The sequence below is a fragment of the Candidatus Eisenbacteria bacterium genome, assembly GCA_018831195.1.
Classification (GTDB): Bacteria; Eisenbacteria; RBG-16-71-46; order CAIMUX01; family JAHJDP01; genus JAHJDP01.
This window is the reverse complement of record JAHJDP010000004.1, coordinates 135,930-159,280: the sequence shown is the minus strand read 5'-3', so window position 1 is coordinate 159,280 and position 23,351 is coordinate 135,930. Positions and strand designations below refer to the sequence as shown.

Below are 23,351 nucleotides of genomic sequence, written 5' to 3'. Positions count from 1 at the left end.
GGGATGGCAACCGCCGTTGCCATTGAACCAATGATCGGTGTCCGGCATGGGGCCGGGCTTCATCAACCTTACCTCTTCTCCACGCATACCATCGCCAGACCTTTTCAGGATCGGCTGCGAAGGCTTGCGGCGTCGCCAGTTCCTCGGCCTGGAAACCCTCCCATAAACCGCCGGCCCCTCTGAAAGTCGGCACACCGCTCTCCGCGGAAAAACCGGCTCCGGTGAGAATAACGGGCGAACGGCTTCCAGCGATGAGCTGACGCGCCCGCGTTTCACGATCTATGGTCATTTCTTCTTGGATCCTGATTCTCCGGGATGTGATGCATCCACCTCCCGATCCTCGCCTTGCTTTTTTAGGGATTGAGCCCAGCGCCCCCGCACCTGTGTTGGCGCCGGGTCGGTCTGAAGTGGAAGTCTTAGATTGACCCATCCGATGGCGATGACATGGAGCACCGTCAGCAGAAGGATGACCCCAAGACCGCGGACGATCCAGTCAAGCCACCCATTCGATGAAGCTGGGCTCACGAGCAAGACCATCGTGGCGGCGGTGATAAGGACACCGGTTGCTTTTCCAAAGGGTGTGGGCAGAACACGGATTTGACCTTTTGTTAAATAGAGAAAAATGCCGCCCCCGATGAGAAGCGCATAACGGATAAGAACCAGAACCAAGATCCATGGCGGGATGAGCCCGGCCCAAGACAGGGCGCCGAAGACCCATAGGTGAAAGGCGACATCGGCAAGGGGATCGAGCACAATACCCAGCTTGGTGATCTGCTTTTTCCAGCGGGCCCATAGCCCATCCAAGACATCGGTGGCCGCCAGAATCAGGTAGAGCGGAGCCGCCAAACTGAACTGCCGGACACCTATCAAATAGGCCAGCAACGGCAAGAGAAGCAGTCTTCCCAGGGTCAGGATATTCGCCCCGTTCAGGCGCCCCAAGGGTCGACCGTCAAGCGTCTCGAGAAACCCCACATTGAAAACGAGCAGCATCAGCAGGGCGGAGATCCAAAGAGAGTGCACCGCCGCCATAATAATGAAGGGATAAGGACCGGCCGGATAGACCAGCAACCAATCCGCGATTAGAGACAGTAGCGCGAATGAGACGCCGTAATGAATCAGGCTTCTCATCCCATCGGGATTTTGGCGCTGTCCGACGCGGCCCCGAATCCAGTGGAAGGCGGGAACGGTATGAATCGGGGCGCCGGAAGTGCCGGTCACCCAGAAATACCAATTTTTCCAAAGGCTCAACCCGTCGCCCCCGTTTTCTAACCGGTGTTTTGTTCCTCTTTGATGACGACCTGCGCCGCGGCCAACCGGGCGATCGGAACGCGGAATGGCGAACAGGACACATAGTCCAATCCGATCTCGTGACAGAAATGTATAGAGCTGGGTTCACCACCATGCTCGCCGCAGATACCCATCTTCAGGCCGGGTCGGGTCGCACGGCCCCGTTCGACCGCCATACGCACCAACTGTCCCACTCCCCGGACATCGAGAGACACAAAGGGATCCTGCGAAAGAATATTTTGATTAAAGTATTCCGGCAGGAATTTTCCGACGTCGTCCCGTGAGAATCCAAAACACATCTGTGTCAGATCGTTGGTTCCAAATGAGAAGAAGTCGGCTTCAGCCGCGATATTCCCGGCCATGAGAGCGGCCCTGGGAACTTCGATCATCGTTCCGACTTTATAATTCACTTTTGTTCCTGTTTCCTTGATAACCTGTTCTGCAGTGGTAACAACTACCGCCCTTTGGTTTTTCAATTCATTCGCGGTGACAATCAAGGGGATCATGATCTCCGGCAGAACAGTGATACCCTCACTCTGGAGGGAACAGGCAGCCTCCATCACGGCGCGCGTCTGCATGGCGGTGATTTCAGGATAGGTGATACCCAGCCGGCAGCCGCGATGTCCCATCATTGGGTTCCACTCATGCAGTTCCTCCACACGCTGGAGAAGCGTCTCCATTTCCTCGATTTTTACGGGATCTTGCTTCCGCTCCTTCATGAGCGCGATTTCAACCAGAAGGGTTTCACGGCGCGGCAGGAACTCATGCAACGGCGGATCGAGAAGTCGCACCGTGACCGGCAAACCGTCCATCGCCCGAAAAATCCCCCGGAAATCCTCTCTCTGGATCGGAAGAAGTTTGCTGAGGGCTTCATGATACCGCTCTTGGTCTTTTGCCGGCGGCAAATCCGGAGCACTACCCATTTTCTTTGATTTCGCTGCTGCGCCGGCGCTCAGGATCATTTGTATAACCCAGGGAAGGCGGTCGTCGTCAAAGAACATATGCTCTGTGCGGCACAGACCGATCCCTTGTGCACCGAACTTCCTGGCGATGGCAGCCTCTTTCGGAGTATCGGCGTTTGTGCGGACGCGCAGCCGGCGGCGCTTATCAGCCCAGGAGAGGAGCGTTCCGAATTCATCGCCAATCTCAGCGTCAATCGTGCGGACTTCACCGGTGAGAACTTCCCCGGTCGTGCCATTGATCGCCAGCAGGTCTCCTTCCTTGAATATCTGCTTCCCAATGATCATCACCCGTTTGCTCTCCTGGATATCCAGGTGGGAGCACCCAACGACACAGGGTCGGCCCATGTTGCGCGCGACCACCGCGGCATGGGAGGTTCTGCCACCGGTCGCGGTGAGGATCCCCTGCGCCACATCCATTCCATGGATGTCGTCCGGAGAGGTCTCATCTCTTACCAGAAGCACCCGCTCATTCTTTTCCGCCCTTTTCACCGCCTCATCCGGGTCGAAGACAATCACACCAACGGCGGCGCCGGGTGAGGCGCCCAAACCCCGTGCGACGACTTTGGCCGGCGAAGAGGGATCGATGCGAGGAAAGAGGAGTTGATCGAGTTGGAGAGGATCAACGCGGAGAAGAGCTTCATCCTTCGTCAGCAGGCCTTCCTCGACCATATCCACGGCAACCTTGACCGCCGCGCCACCGGTTCTCTTCCCGGATCGCGTTTGGAGCAGATAGAGGCGATCGCCTTCAAAGGTGAACTCAAAATCCTGCATATCGCGGAAGTGTTTCTCGAGATTTGTCGAGATCTCGACAATCTGGCGGTGTATATCCGGGCGCAACTCTCTTAGTTTTTCCAACGGCTCCGGATTGCGGACGCCAGCCACCACATCCTCTCCCTGCGCATTCATTAAGAATTCGCCATAGAGAATCTTTGCGCCGGTTGAAGGATCCCTCGTAAAACCGACTCCGGTTCCCGAATCCTCGCCGAGGTTGCCGAAAACCATGGCTTGTACATTAACAGCTGTACCGAGATCGTTTGGAATCTTCTCCTGTTTGCGATAATAAATAGCGCGGTCATTGTTCCAGGATTTGAAGACGGCATCGCGGGCCATTTGCAATTGCTGAAGAGGATCGCTTGGAAAATCATTCCCCGTGTGTTCGCGGATGATCTCTTTGAACCGTCCGGCCAGCGTTTTTAAGTCATCAGCATCCAGACCCAGATCCGAAGAGACACCCTTCGCCTTCTTGAGATTTGTCATTTCGACTTCAAAATAGCGGCGCTCGATGTTCAGAACAACATCGCCGAACATCTGGAGCAGGCGGCGGTAAGTGTCGTAGGCAAATCGCGCATCGCCCGACAGCTTCTCCAGTCCGGCGACGGTCTCGTCATTCAATCCCAGATTCAGAATCGTATCCATCATACCGGGCATGGAGAATTTGGCGCCGGAACGGACGGAAACCAGCAAAGGATTCTTAACGGACCCGAATTTTTTTCCGGTCCGGGCCTCCAAGAGCGCGAGGGCCTTGGATTCCTGCCCGATCATTTCCTCGGGGATCTCGCCATGGGTACGAATGAAATGGAGACAAGCCGCCGTGGAAATTGTGTAGCCCGGTGGTACGGGAACGCCGGTACGGGCCATTTCCGCCAGCCCTGCGCCTTTCCCGCCAAGGGTATCCCGCATGCCGCCGTTGCCATCGGCGCCGCCGTCGCCAAAACTATATACATATATATTCTTCTCCACCCTTCTCTCCTTGCTGGCTGCAGATGATCTTACAAATTGGGTCTATCGGGAGAATGCATTGGGCAGCATAGATCCCGGCCATCGGGGTGTCAAGGCAGCCGCCGTTCGGCACCCCCCTCCGACCCCGCTCGACGCGGGAGAATTTCCTGAAAGAGTGACCACTCCTCTGCACTCAAATCGTCCATCCTCTGAGGAGGATCGTCCATCATCAACAAGATCTCCAAGAGGCGATCGGCCCGAGCCCGCGGCCAATCGGCTGGAAGGGCCGGATAACTCCAGTATGAACGAACCTTTTCCTTAAGACCAGTGGTGAGGAGTGCTTTCAAAAGAAGCCTGTGGATCTCGGCATCGTGCGGATGCTCTTCCCTCAAACTGACAAGAAGGCTTTCAGCTTCAGCCGTCCGCCCGCTTTGTAGAAGAAGGTCGCCGAGCTGGAGGCCGATCTCCCGGGTTGCCGCGCCGGCCTTCAGGGCCGCCTTCAGCTGAGATACCGCATCGTCAATCTGTCCGGAACGGGTTTGAAGACGGGCCAGCGCCAAGTGGACCGGCTCGAGCCGGGGGGCCCTGCGGGTGGCTTCGCGGAGCGCAGCGGTCGCACCGAGGGTATCTCCGATCGCGGCCCGCAACTCCCCCGCCGCCCATAGAGCTGTGGGATGGGGGGCGCCGGCCGCCAGAGCAGGACTCAAAATCTGCTCCGCCTCCCCGAATCGGCCGGCCGCCGTCAACACCATGGTCAATTGGGATCTTGCCTGTACATTTTCAGGCTGCAGCTCCAGCGCCCTTCGTAGGGCGGGTTCCGCCTCGGACAACCGGCCCGCCTCATAATGCATCACGCCCAGATGCAACCACATGATCGACTCTTGAGAACGCCGTCCGGCGCCGGGTGGAAGCAAGAAGAGACCCGCCAGAACAGCGACAGCCAGCCCTTCTCTCCAGCCGATCCTCCCGTTTCTGATGCGGCGGACCGACTCGACACACCCCCATCCGGCGAGGAGAGCAAGCGCGGGAATCATTTCAAGGCGGTACCTTGATGTTACAAAGAAAATGAGATTGGTCAGCAGCCCCACCGCAACAGCGGCGGGCAGGATCTTCGCGGCCGGATGGCGGCGGGGCAACCAGAGCCAGCCTAAAGTGCCCAGAAAAAGAATGAAGCCGAAGGGAACAGGGTACCCCTTCAGAGTCCAAACGAACTTCCTCTCGATCTGAAAGGAATAATTGTTGGGGTACTCGTAAAGGCCCAGGGCCTTAATCCCTTTCAGTGACACCAGCCGTAGCGCCCGGAGGGGATTCTCACGCCAAAATCGAAGTCCTTGTTGAAGCCAATAGCGGGAACGCTCCGAAGGTTTCAGTGAACGGCCGACTTCGTGCTGGGTGACGTACTCCTCCAGCGCCTCCTGCTGTTGAGCATTAGCAAAGGAATGGAGTCTTTGGGGAACCGTCATGAGCCCGCTTTGACTTTCCTCATTGTTTCCCTGGTAAAAGGTCATCCCGCCGTTTGAAGAGATCAGCACCAGATCCTTTGAAGCGATGTAATTATGTATTGTTACAGGCGACAAGATTAAAAGGCATCCCACAGGCATCCACAGCCAGCGGAGCACACTCCCCCTGTCATTCCGGCATACCTCTCTCCACATACCGATAAGAAATAGAAGGCCGGCAAAAAGAAGGGCATTGGGCCGCACCAGCGCATAGACCCCCGCTGCAAGCCCGGCGCTGAACAGGTCTCCTTTCCGGTGGCTTGACCAGGCCCTGACGAAGATGGAAAGGGTTAGGATTTGGAGGAAAATTCCGGTGGATGTGGGTAATAGCTTTGTCTCATAAAATACGATGGGGCCGCAAAAGGCGAAGAGCAGAGCGGCGGCTGAAGCGGCCCGCCGGTCCAACAAGCGGCATCCGGTACGATAAAGAAGGATCACACTCAGAATGCCGAGGGCCAGTTGAAGGAGGACAGCGACAACACGGCCCTTTTCCGGCCCGGAAAAAAAATAAATTATCCCCAGAACGTACGGGTAGAGGGGCGCGCGGTAAAAGGCCTTGTTTCCCGCCCAATCTCCGTTTGCCAAAGTCTGAGCCCATTCATCATAGACCTGGGCATCGACGATCGGGGACTGCAGATAGGGGAGTTGATGCGAATAATTATAAAAATAGGCCAGTCTTAACAAGCCAATCAGCAAAACAGCCAGGAGAAGCAGGTATCCCTTCCCCCGGCCATTATGTAAACATTCAAAAATCTTCACGGCTTATAAAATAAGAGTTAAAAACCCTCGAGAGACTTTTCCTTCGGGAGTCCTGACGGTATAGAAGTATACACCAGAGACAACATTCTCCCCGTCACCATTCTTGAGATCCCAATTTTCCTCGCCTGACAACTGGTTCAAAGAATCACGACCATGTTGGATGATACGGACAAGGTCGCCGGCCAATGTGTATATTCGAATCTCCGCTTCACTCGGCAGATTTACGAAACGGACATGAGGGAATGTATAATCATCCCAATCAACGCGGTTCTTCTCGTAGGGATTCGGTATGACCCACACCTTTCCCAATATGGGCTTCTCCGTTCGCGGAGAGCGGCGGGGAATGATCGAGATCATTTCCCCGGTTTCTGGATCGCGGTAAATCCCTCGAATAACGCAGCTATCCTGCGGTTCGCAGACATTCACATCAAAGACACTGCCGTCCTCAAATACCCGATCGAACTGCGTGATGGCGTAATAGTAGGGAAATCCATTGACGGGTCCTGGAAGCATCCCCTCGAATCCCATCCCCCGGTCGGAGATGGAATCAGGATCTATAAAATAGCGAAGGGTATCAATCCCCGCGAATGTCCAACTGCTGTCTCCATAGCTGTAGGTTCGCAATAATTCCATTTCGTCGCCGTCAGCCTCTCCATCATTGGACACTCTTTCCGGTCGCAAACCCCTCCAGATCTTATACCCGCCGAAGCAGCGTATATCACCGGGCGACGGCCGGCAGAAGCCGGCCGACCAGAGCACCAAATCCCCATCGAGCCGACCCAAGATCGCGCGACTTCCATCGGGATGGGAAATGAAAGAAGATGTGGGATACGGTTCCTGACCAACCTGAAAAACCTGACCCGTGGCTCCGCTTCGAACCTGAAGCAATCCGTCGTCATAGGAGAGAATCAGCAGCAGGTCGTCCGGCGGCGTCAATGCCATCCGCACATCGCCGTGATTTCCGGGTGGAATCTCAACCAGAGGCACTTGTCCGGCATTATCATTATTAAAATTCCAAATGGCTACGCCATGGAGCTCATCAATGGTTACCATCGACCGGCCGGTGAAACCGATGATGATCTTCTCAATAGATGAAGGGCGGGCCTGAAAGATGGAGGTGATATAATTCTCGACCAGGTTGTATTTTCTGATCTCCCCCCTGCTGGAGCCGGCGGCAAGAAAACGGCCGGTCGTGTTGATGGCCAAAGACCGGGCTTCAGCGGCAGCGAAGGTGATGACCGTTTGAGCCGGTTCTGGTGGGCTCATTCCCGGCTCCAGCTCAATATCCCACTTGCGAACCTTGCCATCAGACCCTGCCGTCAAAAATCGGTGATTGAGGCTGCCGGGTAGATAGAGAATGTCATAGCAGGGGCCGGGTGAAACGGGAAAGGACCAGAGCGTATCCGGTCTCTGGAGATCCCAGATGGCAATGCGTCCATCATCCAAAACAGCCGCCAGGCTCAATCCGTCCCGATGAAGCGCGGCATTAAGAACAACAGCAGGCGCGGGAATGGGCACATATTCCTCTACGAGAAGGCCTGAATCGAGCTCCCATTTGTAGACCTGTTGCCCATCCTCACTGAGTGAAAAGCCGAACAATCCACTTTGATCAAGTAATACCTTGGCAATGGTTCTGTCGTGGAATGGATGTTCGCTGATCGGCCTGACCCGTTTTAATGTCGAGTTGCCTGTATAGATTGGATCTGAATCGATAGCGGCCCATTTCCAGGAAACACGCTGATCAGATACCTCGGGAGGTTCCATAAATTTCGCAACCTGGGCCCATGCCGGAACAGAGCCTATAAGTACGAGGAGAAAGCAGCACAACAAACCTTTCCTCATCACACCTCCCCAAGAATGCCAGTAATTATACAACCCCCGCAGACTTGCCCGGGATCCATTCCCGGAAGCGCGATTATTCATCACGCCCGGTCATCACCCAGGTGATGGCCTTGGTCGCCGCTTCCGTGGCCGGTCCTTCATGACAAGGGAAGAACGGGAACATCTGCAGGAAGACCCGTCCTTGATCGATACCCAGAGCCGAATCTTCAGGAGTGGACTGGTAACGCAGCGTGATGGGATATCCCTCAAGCCGCGATTGAACTCCTTGATAATTGAAGGTCTTCAGGACATAGAGGGTATCCATCCCGGGCTCCGGCTGAATTGCAATGCTGCGGCTGTTTTTGTAAACCTCGAACCAGACGGTTCCCCCGACCGGTAGTCCATCCCCTACCCGCGGCCGCCAAGGATTCCATACCGAAGTATTGAGATCCAAATCAGGATAGAGGGGATGCACCGACTTGGATCCGACCCAGCCATCGATCTGCTGGCCCGTTCCCGAGGTACCTGTGACACAATTCGTCAGATGCAGGAAGGTCCAAATGAAGCTTTCGTCATCCCAGGCCGGTTCATCAGCGCCCGGTACATCGGGACAGAGCCCGTCACCACCATAGTTGAAATTATCACCCGCGAGACAGCCGATCGGCGAGGATCCGTACAGGTAGAGACGTCCGCCCGCACCGATATAACTCGTGAGGATATGTCTCTCAAACTCATTATCATTCAACCCTGATGAAGACGTCCCAAAGAAAAATGTGTTCCATATGATCATTTTGTAGGCGGCGACGAGTTCCAAGGGCATCGATTCGGGATTAAAGCCGCCTTCGTTTGTCCGGAACATGTTAAAGATTCCGGGTTCTTCACCGGGCTCCAAGAACTGATAAACACTTCTCAGAACGCGGTCCCTGAACGCGTCATGAACCGGATCCGTCCCAAACATATATGGTCTTGGCGTCGCATCATCGACGATGAGCGCTGTTTTGTTCATCGGGAAGGCGACAACCTTAATAGCGACCCAGCAAAATCTCTCGGATCGTGGATTATTGGATTGATCCATCATCTTAAGGTAGAAATTATGGGTCTTCCCGTCATCGCGATCGGGGAAACTGAAGGGTGTTTGGACCTCTTCCCATAGACCCCATCCGATCCATCCGCCGATCCCGTTCGGAGCGTTGTCATTCTCATCACCCGGGTCCTCGAGATCGAGACCATAATTGACATTTCCGGGCAGGCTTCCACAGAAGGCCGCATCCCCCGTCCAGGTGAAACGCAGGTCCGTATTGCTGGGAACCTCCACGTTCCACGTTTCTCCCTCGCTCGGAAAAACATGCCTTCCCAAACGGTTTTCACGCATCGTCACGATGGGCTGGCACTCCTCAGCCGTCACCTCAAAGGGGAAGAAGTTTTGACCAATATCCAAGGACGGTTCTATGGCGCCCGCTTCATCAATGGCCCGGATCCCGAATATATAAAGATCCCCGAGCGGGAGTTCAGAAAGCCGCAGTGTGGTGATATCGGAAGGGATTCGAATCCAGGCCGTCTTATCCCCATACTGTAATGTATCCAGGAAGACGTTTTCATTAGTAATGAGATCTTCAATCAGCTGGTCCACATCATTGGTGATATTGAATTTCACGAGTTTGTAGTCATAGGCAACGGGAGTTCTTTCAGGCTGGGAGGAATCAAGATCCTCGCCCTCCCATTTAATATTAAAGGAACGGGGCCGGCGCAGGATGAATTGGGCCGGGCTAAAGACCGGAAAGGTGATCCGTGTTTTCGGTGCGATGGTCCGCGCATTGAAGTAGCGTGAATCTATGGGGGACCGGGCGAATTCGTTATCAATCGACCGGATGAAGAAACGATGCCAATCATAAAAACTGGAATCAGCGACATCATGTACCGTAGCCTGAAAGCTGAAGAGATTGCCAAAGTCCGTGGTGGTATGCCAAGCCCGCTCGAGAGTTGTGTCGTCGATGGCCCACTCGAAGGCCGTCACAACACCATCATCATCCCAGCCATGCCATTTTAGATTGACACGGTAATCAACCCCCTCGGGATCTGAATTGAAAACCCCACCGGTAATCCGAACATGCGGATTCTGATTGGGCGCTCTGCTTCCACTCTCCTGATCACTGGGTATCAACAGACATTGTATCTGACTTAAACAGAGTACAATAAAGCATGCCGTCAACCAGACTCGCCGTTTCATGAATCAATACCTCCCCCAACCAACTTCGGATTCATAGAAAATCTTCGGAGCACTCAACCGCTGGTAATATAGAAATGGATGATAAGCTCTGTCTTCCTTGGATTCTCCGAACTTCCATCCTGAAAAGTCTCAATGACCTGAATCGTAATCTCATACGGCTCGCTTTTAACCATCAACCGCCCGTCATATCGCTCCGGCACAAGAACATCCTGTACAAAATAGACGCTGGCGCTCAAGGCTTGAGCTTGCACCATGGGACGCCAAAACGTCTCATGATAGTCTCTGGGACCCGTGAATTTATAAAAGAACCGAGGCCTCAAATCTGAATTCTGTCGATCCGGATCATAGGCTAGGAATCTGCAGGGTAAACCATCGGCTACCTCATCAACCGGGAAAACCTGGCCCTCTTGAGGTGTCTGCTCGATGAGGGTGGGTCCGACCTGAAGGGATGCGCGGAAACGGGGCGATTTATTAACGTAGAAGGTCAACTTGGCCGGGGAGCCGTCTACACGGCCGAGAATATCGGAACATCGGGCGAGCAGGTCGTAGTCGCCGGTGAGAAGGCGCGCCCAGACCACCGAGTTATCCAATGTCTGGATCGGCGCCCATGGTAATCCGCCGCCGTCCTGACGCTTCCTAAATTCAAAATCCCTGACGCGACCCAAGCCTTCCGGATCATCAGGATCGGATCCCCTCACCCAGGCAGTGATGGTATGGCCGGCCCCCGATGCGCGATTGAGGGTATCCCCATTAAAGTACTCGTTCCCCTCCACATCAAAGAAGTGAGCGAGGGAGTCGGCGGGACCGCTGGAATCGGGATCGCCCCGGGTAAACCAGGTTTGTGGGTCTCGATTCCAAACGAAACTGCGAATAGTCGGGTTCAGGGCGGCGAAACCGGCATCATCCATGCCTCGAACAAACATGATGTAAGACCCGCTGATGAGATTGCGGTATGATGCCGACGTATTCCTCAGGGTACCCCCAAGGTAACTCGATTCAATAGGAGCCAGATGATAGGAATATCCGACGACATGCCCGACGGTGTCGCGGACGCCATCTTCGTAGAGAGCCACATCACGATCCAAACCACGCCATTTGAATTCGACATCCCAGCCGGTGGGAATCGTATCAGTCGGTGTAACGTCGCTGATCGAAGTGATCGGCACCTCTTCGCCGTTGGGTCCGATGCCGACTGAGCGGGTGAATTCAATGGTTGGAGCGGCATTATCCCGCACCGTAAAAAAGGTCCAAGCCGGGGTTTCATCGACCCGGTTATTATTATCAATGGCCCGGATATAAAACCGACGGCCCATAATCTCTTGGGTTTCACCGACAGGGAGAGCGAAAAGGCTGTCCCGGCGCGTCGTTCGATGCCATTCGATTTCATCCATCGCTTCAGGGATGGAATCGGTCACCGCGAATTCAAAGGCAATGACCTTTCCATCAGGATCCACCCCATACCAATAGAGATGGGTAAAATAGAAGGTTGTCGTGCTGTCGCCGGGAGCCCCGGTCAAAACCGTCTCAGGCGGTTGATTCCGGTCAATTTCCTGAGTTGTCTGCTCACGGCAGGCCTGGGTCAGAAGACCGCTGGCCAAAGAGAGCACAACGATTAGAAGGGGAAAAAAGAGAAATGACGAAAACGGCCGGGGATTCCCCGGGCCCTCCGCGCGATGGGTCATTAGATCCTCCTGGCAGTGAGCCCACTCCACCCCGGCCCATGGGCAAAAAGTAACAGAGCCGGGCCTCACTGTCAACGACCTGAAAGGGATGGCGTGAGTTGTCAGAATCTCGGTAACTCATCTTAAGTAAGGCTTCTAGACGGGATCCATCCCATAAGGATAAAAGCATTTTCAGACGGAATTCGATCGAAGAGAAATTTGATTCGCAATAAAGCAAGTGGGTCGCTCCGCAAGGGAGCGACCCACCTGAGAGTCGATGACTCGCAAAGAAGGGAGTTACTTGATAAGCACCATCTTCTTTGTGGACATGTAGTCATTGATCTTCAGCTGAGACCAGTAGATCCCGCTGGTGACCTTGTGACCGGCATCATCCGTACCATCCCAGACCACGTTCTGCTGACCGGCGTCCATGACATCATTGCGCAACTGGCGAACCAGGCGGCCGGAGACATCATAGATGGCCAACTCAACCTTGCCGCGCTGCGCTACCGAGAAGGAAATGACGGTGCGGGGGTTGAATGGGTTCGGGCGGTTCTGGAATAGACGGTTCACACGCACATCAACACCACCGATGTCCGGAACGTCATCTGTGATAGTGCACGGATTGGTGCAGAATGACGGCGGAGGACCGTTGAACATCCAGTCGAGGGTGTTAACGATCTCAGAGGCTGCCGCGCTGACGATACCAGCACTATCGGCGACGCACTGTCCTGTCGTCCCGTTGAAGGAGGTCGTGATGTGGTGATAGCTATAGCCCTCGATCGAGGAGCGATAGTTACCCAATCCGAGATCTTCATTGACGATCTGAGCGAACTCTACGACGCCTTTGGGGCCACTGAAGTCATAGTCGAACCAGCTGCGGTTCCCAAGACCCGTGCCCTGCGGGAACATAACGGAGTAAGTAAAGATGTTCGGACATCCGTTGCCATAGGCCCAGATATCGGTCGAGGTCGGGAAGACCGGCGTGTCAACGTCGATGATCTGAACGCAATAGGTCGTGTCCTCCTCGGAACCACTCGGGCAGCCGGCATCACGGTAAGGTGTGCAGTCCAGCCCGGCACCGAGGGCGCCGAACAGGAAGGAGGGACGATTCAACTGGATGACAGCAGGCATCTCATCACCGTTCAGGATCAATCCCTGGCGCTCATTGTTGAAATCGCAGATCGAGGTCAGCAACCAGTCTTCGAGACCGATGACGTCTGTCTCATCCAAGGCTGCATCGCTGAGAGCGCCGGAGTTGACGAGGATACAGCTGTAGCCCAACAGCTGAGGCAACGTCGCCCCGTTGTTACCGTTCCGATAGAAGGAGCTCGCATTGTAGTTCGAGGAAGCTCCGTTCTCATCGTAGCGGTCATTATTCGGTCCAACACCCGGAACTTCTTGCAGGAAGTAGTCAAGTGCCGGCTGAATGAAGTTTTCGGCGCCGCGGTTGTAGGCATCGACGTAAAGAACGCAAGGCCAAACAATCGAGCGCGACTTTGAGTCATTGCGCATGCTGGGAAGGAACTCGATGTCACGGAAGAAGCCATTGGTGGTGTCTTCCAAGAAGGCGAATTCCGGATTCCCAACATAGTTTGTGGTTACGAAGTACTGAATCAGGGTACCCGGCGTGAACAAATCATCCGGGAGAATCTCGTTCTCTTCGGTCAATTCGCCGAACGCATTGTTGAACCCGCCGTCTAATTCGTTGAAGTAGGAGCAGAACTTGTTCGAGAAGGCCGCGACGGTCTCACTCGAGTCCATTCTCGCCTTAACGAAACCCGTCTCCGCATCGCCCGTGAATCGTGATTTCCAAGCAGCAAAAGCGCCCGTATCGATCCCAGGGCCGACACGCGGGACATGAACCCATAGGTAGGCTTCCCAAGACGGAGTGGGACCCGTAACCGCGGGGCCGGTGATCGCCAGGGAGTCGGCTAGAATATACGGAGGCGCAGCGCCGCCGCCAACATCCCAGGAATCGCAACGGCCGGTTGCGCTCGGATCAAGGAACATGCTCTGGCTGAAGGCATCCTGATAATAGTTGCCATCTGCAGGGCCGTAACCCGCCACAGGAGCATCGGCAACGCCGGTCACGCACACCTCGATGTTGTCAAACAGCGGGGTTTCATTGCTGGTACCGGTGCAATTCGTGATGCCGAAGCAGTCACAGCAAGCCAGCACTTCAAGACAGAAGCGATAGTAGTTTGCCGTGCCCGGAACTTCGTTGCTGGTGGCGGAGTTGTTGGAACCGTAACAAACAGGATCGGTTCCAACATAGTGCCATGTGGCCTGCCCGACACGCGGGGACCAACCTGTGGCGCCCGTGAATTCACATTCCCAAGGATCATAGAACCAGCCCGGACGATAAAGGACACCGTTGGCCTTCGGCAGCCAGGCATACATGTCCCACTGAGCGAAGATTGAGTTGTAGGCAGGGGACGGATAAGCCGTGCGATCAACAATCGGGCTTATCGCTATATTGTTCTGGTTCTGAGCACTGGACGGATCACCATGCTCGAGGTTGTCATCGTGGAACGAGAGAACATAGTTGCTCAACTCGCAAGCACAGGGATCAAGGATGGTATAATTGTCGACGTGGTTAACGGCGACCCAGTTACCGATCCCGGGACAATGCGCGGCAACAAAACCTTCATCGTCATTCTCAAAGTTATACGACGCCGAGACGGCGCCGCTGAGAACCACATTGTCGAGACCGATGGGACCGTATGTGGAACAGTACAGCCCATCATCATCAGACCAGCCGCCGTCGGCAACGAACTCAAAGCGCAACCGCACGCCATCGGTGCCATCAGGAAGCTCGAATCCGAAGATTTGGCCCGCATAGGTGATCGGAGCGCCGGGCGCACCCTCAATACCGGCATCGAGATTGTCGACGGTAAGAACTTCTAGCTCATTGGCGCCATCGTAGCAGACAAGCTGAACCTTTGAGTAGTCAAAAACACCGCCTTCGGAGTCGGTGTAGTACTGCATGCCAATGGAGATATCACCAGCGCCAAGCGCCAAAAGCTCACCCGTGGTTCTCTGGCACAAATTGGCAATATAGCCATAGCTTTCATTTTCAACGCCGGCATCACAAGCCCAACACCCTTCCATAGCACGGGATTTCTCCCCACCACACCAAAGGTGTCCGGCCGACGCATTGGTCATCGGAGCGGCGGCCGGGTACTCGTAGTCGTCGGCGTCATAGCGAGCCCACCAAGTCGCGCCGGAATTCAATGTTTGGTCAAGACTGTACCAACCCTGCATGGTGCCATCGGCGAAATCCCAGATTCCACCAAGAACGGCATAGCCACTACCATCATGGCCGCCATAGCAGAATGTATCAGCCCGTGTGCCTGCATAGGTCACCTTCGGCGCATCGCTCAGCGACTCATTCACAGCAGCCTTCGAGGTCCGAAGGAACATATCGCTGCGAGGTGTTACCGCATGAGCATTCACCGTGACCGCCAAAAGACACAAGCAGGCCAGGATTAAGAAGCTCTTCCTCATTTTTGCCTCCATGGTTGTCCTTCTCGTGATCAGAGAGAATCTCATTCTGCCAGTTCTGAGATCCCCTCTCTCCCCCCGGCATCGGGGATGACACCGCCGACGCCGGTTGCACCATCAAAACCTGTCCCGGGTCAACCCCTGGACGGTGCAAGACTTTAACATATTTCCGATACTGCCCGCGAACTCCCTGACTCCCATCACCTCCTCGATCAGGGAGCCCCTCTGAAAAATCCGGTATACAAATACCCACCGGATACTAGTCGGCGTACAACTTCACCGCAAAACGGAGAAGGAGAATTCTTTGACGAGTTCGATCCTCCACCAATTGATGCAATCCCCAAGCTGCACGTCTCGTCAGAGGGGGGAGTCCAGACGTGGCATGTTATGGGATAACTACCCTTACTACACGCTGTCAGGAGTATAGCCGCGGCTGGTACTGTCGTCAAGACCCATTAGCGCTTAAAATTGATTTCTAAAAGGAGGTTTTTGGCACCTCAGGCAGGAGTCGTGAGATCTCCAAAGCGATTTTTCTCAAAGAGATCCCGCAGGAGTCGGCGGCTGATTTCAGGGATTCGAACTCGGGCGCCGCCTCCCATCGCTCCCCCCGGCGCGCCCATTTGACCTGGATGGGCCCATAGGGCGTTTCCAAGGTCTCCAAGAGGCGATTCAGCACCCAACGCTCCTCCCACCGGATCCGAATCCCCAATGTGGATGACTCTTCGAAGAGGAGGGTGCGAAGAGAGGGCATCATGGCGGGCCCGCAAAGCACGGTTAAAGCCCAGGCCGGCCGTCCCTTTTTCATCAATCCCGGTGTGACAAAAACATCGAGCGCCCCCCCAATCCTTAATTTTTCAGTGAGATAAGCCATCTCTTCTGATGTCATGTCATCGATATGTGTCGTTAGGACGCCGACTCGGTCCCAGAGACCCTCACCCGCTTCATTCACCGCTTCGTCCTCGGTCTCCCCAAGGATGAGCCGGACGAGATTGGGAGTTTCACCCTCCGCCGTAGGGCGGCTGCCGCCACCCCAACCGGTCGACCGAAGGATCATCGGTGGAGGAAATCCGAATTGATCAGCGAGGGTTACCGCCAAGACCGCTCCTGTCGGGGTCACCTTCTCCCCGCATTCACCGGTCCAGACAACCGGAACATCCTTCAGGATCTCAACGGTGGCCGGGGCGGGGATTGGAAATCGCCCATGCGCCATATCGACCCATCCCGTCCCCAAAGGCAGGGGTCCAACAAAGACCCGCTCGATTTCAAGATCAGAGATAGCGAGACAGACGCCCAGGATATCGGCGATGGAATCCAAACCTCCCACCTCATGAAGATGGACTTTCTCGATCGGTTGTCCGTGGATGCGGGCTTCCGCCTCAACCAGGCGGCGGAACGCCCCATAGGCCTTCCGACGGTGCGGCGGGATCGCATCCATCTCCGTTCGATCGACTCCAAGAATCTTCTCAATGTCCGGCAAGTGTCGGTGAACTCCTTTTTCACCGGTGGTCACAAGAATCCCCTTCGAGGAAAGATGTCGATGGATCCGCGTCTCCACATCCAATCGGATGTCCGAAATTCCGATCTCCTGGAGCTCCCTTTCCAACGAGGCCAGGGGCCAGCCCAAGTCGACGAGGGCGCCGAGAAACATGTCCCCGCTCAGTCCCCCTATCGGATCAACGTATAAAATCCTCATTGTTCTTTCCCCGGTCGTTTCTTCGGCGGCTTCTCCGGTTGTTTCCTCAGTTGCTTCTCCGGAAGACGGACATCCTTCATTGCGGCGCATCGACCCCGTCCAATCAGGGCAGCGGTGTAACCCGCGCCGAAACCATTGTCGATATTGACGACGACAACCCCGGAAGCGCAGCTGTTGAGCATGGCCAACAAGGCGGTTAGACCTTTGAAGGATGCGCCGTAGCCGACGCTGGTCGGAACCGCGATCACGGGCTTGTCGGTAAGTCCTCCCACGACACTCGCCAGAGCCCCTTCCATGCCCGCGACAACAACGAGGGCATCCGCCGATAGGAGGAGCTCCTTTTTATCGCTGAGACGATGGAGCCCGGCAATCCCCACATCGGCCGTAAACTCCACCTCGGCTCCCATGGCGCGGGCCGTTTCAACAGCCTCCTCCGCAACAGGGAGGTCACTCGTCCCGGCGCACAAGATGCCTACAAGACCGGCCGGGGGAATGAGAGACTCACCGGCCAAAATGAAGCAGCGGGCGCGGCGATTCCAGCGCCCTGCTGGAAACTGCTTCTGCAGAAGAGGTCCTGTCTCTGGATCAACACGGGTGACGAGAAGAGGACTGCCGGATGCCTGAAGACCCTTGGCCGCATCCAGCACCTGGGTCGGCGTTTTGCCCAGTCCAAAAACAACTTCCGGAAAACCGCAGCGAAGATGCCGATGATGATCCAATCGCAGGTCGTTCAGCGACTCAAAGGGGAGCCGTCGGAAGGCGCTCATCGCAGCATCAGCCGTCATCACGCCCGATTGGACATCTTCAAGTATCTGCCGCATGCGATCAGGGTGCATGATGGATGCCTCCCTCAGTTTTCCCAAAAGTCTTCCCGGATGGTGTCAACCGTTCAAGGCAGTAAGGTTGTACTTGTCGGAGGATCTCTTCCGCCAGTTGATCTATCCCCTGCGCTGCATCAACCACGATGAATCGTCCAGGCTCTTCTTTCGCAAGAGAGAGATAGGCACAGCGCACTTTACTATGAAACTCCAGATTCTCGCTCTCCATGCGATCGGTATCCATGCCCGCCCGGCCCTGGCGCCGCCGCCCTTCGCTTGGATCCATATCAAGAAGAACCGTCCGATCAGGGGTCAGACCGCCGGTCGCTGTTTTATTGAGATTCCTAACAAGATCCGAAGCCAAACCTCTTCCCCCCCACTGATAGGCCATCGACGCATCGGCATAACGGTCGCAGAGAACAATCCGACCTTCTTTCAGTGCGGGGAGGATGACCTGCTGGACGAGGTGGGATCGTGATGACTCAAGAAGAAGCAATTCGGTCAGGGCCGCGGGCGGATCCTTGCGGATCTTGAGAAGCAGGTCGCGAACCGCCTCGCCGAGCGGTGTTCCCCCCGGCTCGCGACAGACAACGACCTGGAATCCCGAAGATTTCAACGACTCGGCCAGCCTCAAAATCTGAGTCGATTTCCCCGATCCCTCGCCCCCCTCAAAGGAGATAAAAACCCCTCGGCTCATGGCGCGACCTTGCGGGTCTTTTCATTTCGAGCGAGCCGCCCCACCTCATGGCTAATATGAATCATCCTCTGAATCACCGTCCACGTCGTCAGGAGACCCAAGATGATCAGTCCCGGAAGAAGGACCGACCGGCCCAGAAGTAGAAGGATCGCCAGCAGAACCAACCGGGCGGGACGCTCCATCCAACCGACGGTGCATTCGAGTCCCAGGCCCTCAGCCCGCGCCCGGGTATAACTGACCAGAAAAGAACTGATGAGAAAAAGGAGGATCGACGAAACGCAGAGAACCGTGCCCCCGGGCGGCGCATTGAGCAGACCGAGAAGAAGACCGCCGAGAACAACGCCCTCGGCGACACGATCGACGGTGGAGTCCAAGGCCGCGCCAAAGGCCGAACCGCGGCCCGTCGCCCGCGCCACAGCGCCGTCCAGCATATCGGCCAATCCGCTTAATGTATAAGGGATGAGCGCCAGGCGCAGGCGGCCCTGGGCCAAAAGAACCGCGGTGATCCCGGCGAAAAGGAGGCCCAGCAGGGTCAAGGTGTTGGGATGCACACCCCTTTTGCCCAGCCAGCCGGCAAGGGGGGCGATGGTGGAACGGGCGCCCCTTTTAATGGAAGACATCATGAACCGGCGCTCCTTCCACGGCCTTCCTTCGATTGCGGACCGACGACAAGAACCATTTCGCCCTTCAGGGACCGCTCACCGATCCTCTCCAGGATTTTTTCGGGCGTCCCTCTCAATGTCTCTTCATAGACTTTTGTGAGTTCTCGGCAGAGTACCATATCCCGGCGGGGGAACCGACTTGTCATTGCATCCAATGTCCGCCGGATGCGGTGCGGCGTTTCAAAGAAAACCTGTGTTCGTGGATCGGCCGCCACTTCATCCAGAAACCGTTCTCTCCGGCCCGATGTGCGCGGCGCATACCCATGAAAGATAAACCGGTCGGCCGTAAATCCCGCTACTTGAAGGGCTGCGATAACAGATGAGGGCCCGGGAATGACCTGAATCGGAATCCCCTCTTGGATGGCCGCCTGAACAATATGGTAGCCAGGATCGCTGATGAGGGGGCTGCCTGCATCACTGATAAGGGCTACCGACCGTCCCTGCAGAAGTTCTTCAAGAAGACCGGGGGTCCGCTGCCGTTCATTGTGCTCATGGTAACTGACAAGCCTTCCGGTGAGACCATGGGCGGAAAGGAGCGTTCGGCTTCTTCGGGTGTCTTCGGCGGCAATAAAGGAAACATCCCTGAGAACCTCAATGGCTCTCAGGGTTATGTCCTGGAGATGACCCATGGGGGTCGCCACAATATAGAGTACACCAGGCGCCCCACCTTGGTGTTGCCCCCTAGTGTCTCGAGCAGATTTTTCTCGCGGCAACGCGGCACCCTTTCGGCCGGAAACGGAAGATCAACCGGGCCTAGAATAGGCCCAACCCCGCTCCTCGGCGCCACCAGGGTCCTAGGATTCGGCGTTCGCGACCTTTTCTTTCAGTTCTTTGGAAACCTTAAAGACAGGTACGCGCCGGGCCGGGACAGGCACCGAATCCCCAGTTCGGGGATTGCGAGCCATGCGTGGCTTCCGATCACGGACCCTAAACGTCCCAAATCCTCTGATTTCAATATGTTTGCCGTTGATCAGAGATCTAGAGACAGCCTCCAAGAACTGATCCACCGTCTCAGCAACATCTTTTTTCGTCAAGCCTGTGCGATCGGCGATTTCATCCACCAGGTCCGCCTTCGTCATGGCCCCTCCTGATCCTCTGTGAAACGATCTCTCTTGACTGCCGTGGAAAGATGAAAACCCAGCCTCGCCCCTGAAACTCACAGAAGTCCGTCAGGGAGAAGTGGTTACACCTTAGCAACCCATCGAATGGCCGTCAACAGAAAATTATCGGGTTTTTTCAACTAACGTCAAGGGCCGTTTGACGTTCCTGCCCCGTATCCCGAATAGGCTCATGGAGCCGGTTATCGGCTGCGGATCTCATCCATTGATCGTGCAATATTAAAGAGATCATATTCTACCATCCGGAAGACACAGCGGTGTTCAGCGAGATGCCAAAAGGCACAGAACGTTAAATCCTTCTGGGATTGGGAATCAGCGAAAACCTTTCCCTGCTGGCAGAGTTGCCGCGATATGGGGCAGTAGGGAAACTCCTGCTTTTCCATGGGATCCTCCTTGTCTCCCGTTCCGATGGCACGGCTCTTTGCAGCCCTCTAGCGAGGAACAGGTTCATAAAAATATTATTCAAGTGTGACTTTAAATCTTTCCGGGTAACTCGGTTCGACCGAAACCAGATCCTCAACATCACGCGTTAGAACCACACTGACCATGAGCATGTGGGTCCCCGCTCTCAAGTTCCGGGCATCGATCCTCAATACGAGATCCTCGGGCCGCAACCGAGCGACGACGCTCTCGGGCCCCAGCACCTCAACGCTACCCGTCTCCGGCTCTAATTGAACATGACGAATAGAACTGCTCCTTAAAACCTCGATGGGCAATCCCTGAATCGAGCGGACTATCAAACGTTCGATCGGAACGACAACCATCACCTTGGGGGGATCAGCGATCACGCCACCCGGCGTGCCGAGCTGGACCTCTGCCCGCAGCGGACCGGTCGCTCCCTGAATTCCCAGATCCAGGGTTCTGGAAAACTCGCACCGGTCGAGAAGCCTGCGGGGACCCCGCAGGGTCACCGAATCCGGCTCAACCTGCACCGGGCCGTTGACCAAGAAACCGGATGAGGGGGCGCCGGTGATGGTGGGAAAGACCGGCACTCGCTTTTCCTCCAGCCGGTCAAAGACAAGGTCCAGCACTTTCGGACGGATGACCTCCACCGTCTGGGCCTCAATATCCGGGGGCAGGCTTATGTCGCCGGCGACGATAGGGCGCTGGAACCTTCCCTCCCCCGCGTCGGCCACGCTGATTTGAGTCCACAACCGGCGGGCGCGGAGCTTTAGGAGTTCCTTTCCCGATCCCTGAACCATGATCTCAACGGTGGCTGGAATCTCTCCCGTCAAGGTCATTTCGCTGGGTATATCCGTCAGCCGGAGCGGGATTGACATCGAGAACTCTTGGACCTGTATGGAGAAGACATGGAGGTAGAACGCAATCGCCAGGACGAGTGAGGTAAATTTCAACCCGATGTTTTGTAAAACCAGCCTTCGAATCCCACCCAGCATTTATTGGACTCTTTGGAGGGTTGAGGTTATGGAGTGACGGTCCAATGGATCTCTTCGACTAGTATAGTCATCGGTAGAAAACCGCGTCAACACGAGTCATCTGATCCTGCCGGGCTAATCGTCAAAGATCGCGGGCTATCCTCAGTGTAAGGGTCGAGAGCTTGAAATCATCATCGGCGCTATCATGCCACTCCAGGTCGTACTGGAGGAACCCCTCGATGGAAAGACCCCAGCCGAGCTCCACGTCGCCCAACAGGCTGAGACTTGCAAAAGTGTAATCGCTGCGAGCCAGACTCAGGTTATAACCCTCGAAAACAATAATCTGACTCGATGACGCCTCCGTATAGTCACGGCGTCCCCAGCGCGTCGTTGCATTGAACCAGCCGTGTCGTATCGGCTCATAAGATACTTCCAATTGGAGGTAGGCCGTTTGATACGATCCGGCGCCCCCCGATTCGACCTGTGTGAGCCACCCGCCGCCGGGCCCGGTTTTTAAACTCCAATCACCAAAAAGGTGACGCCGGAGAAGGATCGAGCCTTCACATTGAACATTATCAAAAAAGATGGTCCCGGTCGTGTCATAGTCTGTATAGTGGAAATTCATCCGGGATTCGAGATGGGACTCTCCGAGGGCGCGGCGGGTGATATAGAGATCCAGAATATGCTCCCGGAACGAATTCGTGAGGGCGTTTGAGCCTTTATAACGCCTCCGCTCAAATGAATAGGTAGCGGAAAGAGGGAGGTTTGACGCCATGCTCAACTCCGTCCCCATTCGGGTGATGAGGGAGTTGTAGGATCCCACCGTGCTTTCATCCAACCATTTGCCACCCCATTCCAACTCGAGCCAAAGCTCTCGGGACCATCCCCAATTCTTCCGAAGCCTCATCCCCGTTCGAGCCCGGTCATAATTAAAGACACGGCTTATGGAATCCCCCCAGCTCTTGGAATGCTCCCATCGATTGCGCCAGCGCAGATCCCATCCGTCGTGCAATCCAGGCGGATGCCAGCTCAGGCTCGTCTCATTCTGAAAGCCGTCCTGGCTCTCGCCCCCCCCCGATTGCCCATAAAAATCATTTCGCAGGATCAGCCGGCCCGTTTGGGGGCGATTGCTGATCATTTCGCATTCAAGGATCTCGCGGGTCCGCCCGGAACCCGTGGCCAGCCGGCTCTGGAAAGAGAGATCCCAGACCGGATTGAGGTAGGACAGCTCCAGTCGAAGCAGCCCGTCCGTCAGGGCGTCGTGGTCTCGGAACCGCACCGACTCCAATTGCTCTTCTATCGGCGTGTCCGGATCGACATGAACCGTATCGATCATTGTATCGGGAACGCTGAAGGTCTCGGTCACCGACTCGACCTCAAAGCCCAGATCCCCTTCGAGACGCCACTCACCGGCATGCGAGGGACCAGACGGACCTCCGCCGGCGAAAATGACAAAGAGGAATGTTAAAGTATATATCGGAAGGGCGAACCTGGGTCTGCGCGGAGGCGGGGATTGAGACAATGTGATGCTCTCCCGTTCCATAT

17 protein-coding genes are annotated in these 23,351 nt (G+C 55.6%); all 17 read right to left on the bottom strand.

The annotated features are described in order from the left end of the window. The coding region (locus KJ970_00980) for an NAD-dependent deacylase (protein MBU2689475.1) at window positions 1-289 on the bottom strand (289 nt) is incomplete at its 3' end. Then, complete coding sequence (locus KJ970_00975; protein MBU2689474.1) at window positions 286-1,248, bottom strand: CDP-alcohol phosphatidyltransferase family protein; 963 nt, start codon at window positions 1,246-1,248, stop codon at window positions 286-288. The genes KJ970_00980 and KJ970_00975, both read right to left, overlap by 4 nt. 17 nt (window positions 1,249-1,265) lie before the next feature. After that, window positions 1,266-3,989: a pyruvate, phosphate dikinase gene (gene ppdK / locus KJ970_00970; protein MBU2689473.1), complete on the bottom strand. Its 2,724-nt coding sequence runs from the start codon at window positions 3,987-3,989 to the stop codon at window positions 1,266-1,268. A gap of 89 nt (window positions 3,990-4,078) precedes the next feature. Next, a complete protein-coding gene (locus tag KJ970_00965) occupies window positions 4,079-6,226 on the bottom strand; it encodes a tetratricopeptide repeat protein (protein ID MBU2689472.1) in 2,148 nt (715 codons plus the stop codon). A gap of 3 nt (window positions 6,227-6,229) precedes the next feature. Continuing rightward, window positions 6,230-8,068 carry a hypothetical protein gene (locus KJ970_00960; GenBank protein MBU2689471.1) on the bottom strand — a complete coding sequence of 613 codons (1,839 nt, stop codon included), beginning with the start codon at window positions 8,066-8,068 and terminating at the stop codon, window positions 6,230-6,232. A 73-nt stretch (window positions 8,069-8,141) separates the two neighbouring features. Then, the gene (locus tag KJ970_00955; GenBank protein ID MBU2689470.1) at window positions 8,142-10,274 is read right to left on the bottom strand and encodes a hypothetical protein; all 2,133 of its coding nucleotides are present in this window, start codon (window positions 10,272-10,274) and stop codon (window positions 8,142-8,144) included. A gap of 53 nt (window positions 10,275-10,327) precedes the next feature. After that, window positions 10,328-11,956, bottom strand: coding sequence for a hypothetical protein (locus KJ970_00950; GenBank protein ID MBU2689469.1), 1,629 nt, complete (start codon window positions 11,954-11,956; stop codon window positions 10,328-10,330). A 276-nt stretch (window positions 11,957-12,232) separates the two neighbouring features. After that, complete coding sequence (locus KJ970_00945) at window positions 12,233-15,445, bottom strand: T9SS type A sorting domain-containing protein (protein MBU2689468.1); 3,213 nt, start codon at window positions 15,443-15,445, stop codon at window positions 12,233-12,235. Window positions 15,446-15,917: 472 nt separating this feature from the next. Then, window positions 15,918-17,135, bottom strand: a complete 1,218-nt coding sequence (gene larC / locus KJ970_00940; protein ID MBU2689467.1) for a nickel pincer cofactor biosynthesis protein LarC — start codon at window positions 17,133-17,135, stop codon at window positions 15,918-15,920. Continuing rightward, on the bottom strand, window positions 17,132-17,971 hold the full coding sequence (gene larB, locus KJ970_00935; protein ID MBU2689466.1) for a nickel pincer cofactor biosynthesis protein LarB: 840 nt from the start codon (window positions 17,969-17,971) through the stop codon (window positions 17,132-17,134). The genes larC and larB overlap by 4 nt, the downstream gene beginning before the upstream one ends. After that, window positions 17,961-18,650 (bottom strand): dTMP kinase, encoded by a 690-nt coding sequence (gene tmk, locus KJ970_00930; GenBank protein MBU2689465.1) that lies wholly within the window; start codon window positions 18,648-18,650, stop codon window positions 17,961-17,963. The genes larB and tmk overlap by 11 nt, the downstream gene beginning before the upstream one ends. Next, entirely contained in the window at window positions 18,647-19,273 is a 627-nt protein-coding gene (locus tag KJ970_00925; GenBank protein MBU2689464.1) for a CDP-alcohol phosphatidyltransferase family protein, read from the bottom strand. The genes tmk and KJ970_00925 overlap by 4 nt, the downstream gene beginning before the upstream one ends. Continuing rightward, window positions 19,270-19,941 carry a 16S rRNA (cytidine(1402)-2'-O)-methyltransferase gene (gene rsmI, locus KJ970_00920; protein ID MBU2689463.1) on the bottom strand — a complete coding sequence of 224 codons (672 nt, stop codon included), beginning with the start codon at window positions 19,939-19,941 and terminating at the stop codon, window positions 19,270-19,272. Before rsmI ends, KJ970_00925 begins: the two co-directional genes overlap by 4 nt. Before the next feature lie 165 nt (window positions 19,942-20,106). Beyond that, window positions 20,107-20,391 carry an integration host factor subunit beta gene (locus tag KJ970_00915; GenBank protein ID MBU2689462.1) on the bottom strand — a complete coding sequence of 95 codons (285 nt, stop codon included), beginning with the start codon at window positions 20,389-20,391 and terminating at the stop codon, window positions 20,107-20,109. 221 nt (window positions 20,392-20,612) lie between these two features. Beyond that, window positions 20,613-20,813 (bottom strand): hypothetical protein, encoded by a 201-nt coding sequence (locus KJ970_00910; GenBank protein MBU2689461.1) that lies wholly within the window; start codon window positions 20,811-20,813, stop codon window positions 20,613-20,615. 75 nt (window positions 20,814-20,888) lie between these two features. Continuing rightward, complete coding sequence (locus KJ970_00905; protein MBU2689460.1) at window positions 20,889-21,785, bottom strand: hypothetical protein; 897 nt, start codon at window positions 21,783-21,785, stop codon at window positions 20,889-20,891. Between the two features lie 163 nt (window positions 21,786-21,948). Further along, window positions 21,949-23,349, bottom strand: a complete 1,401-nt coding sequence (locus tag KJ970_00900; GenBank protein ID MBU2689459.1) for a hypothetical protein — start codon at window positions 23,347-23,349, stop codon at window positions 21,949-21,951. Between the last annotated feature and the right edge of the window lie 2 nt (window positions 23,350-23,351).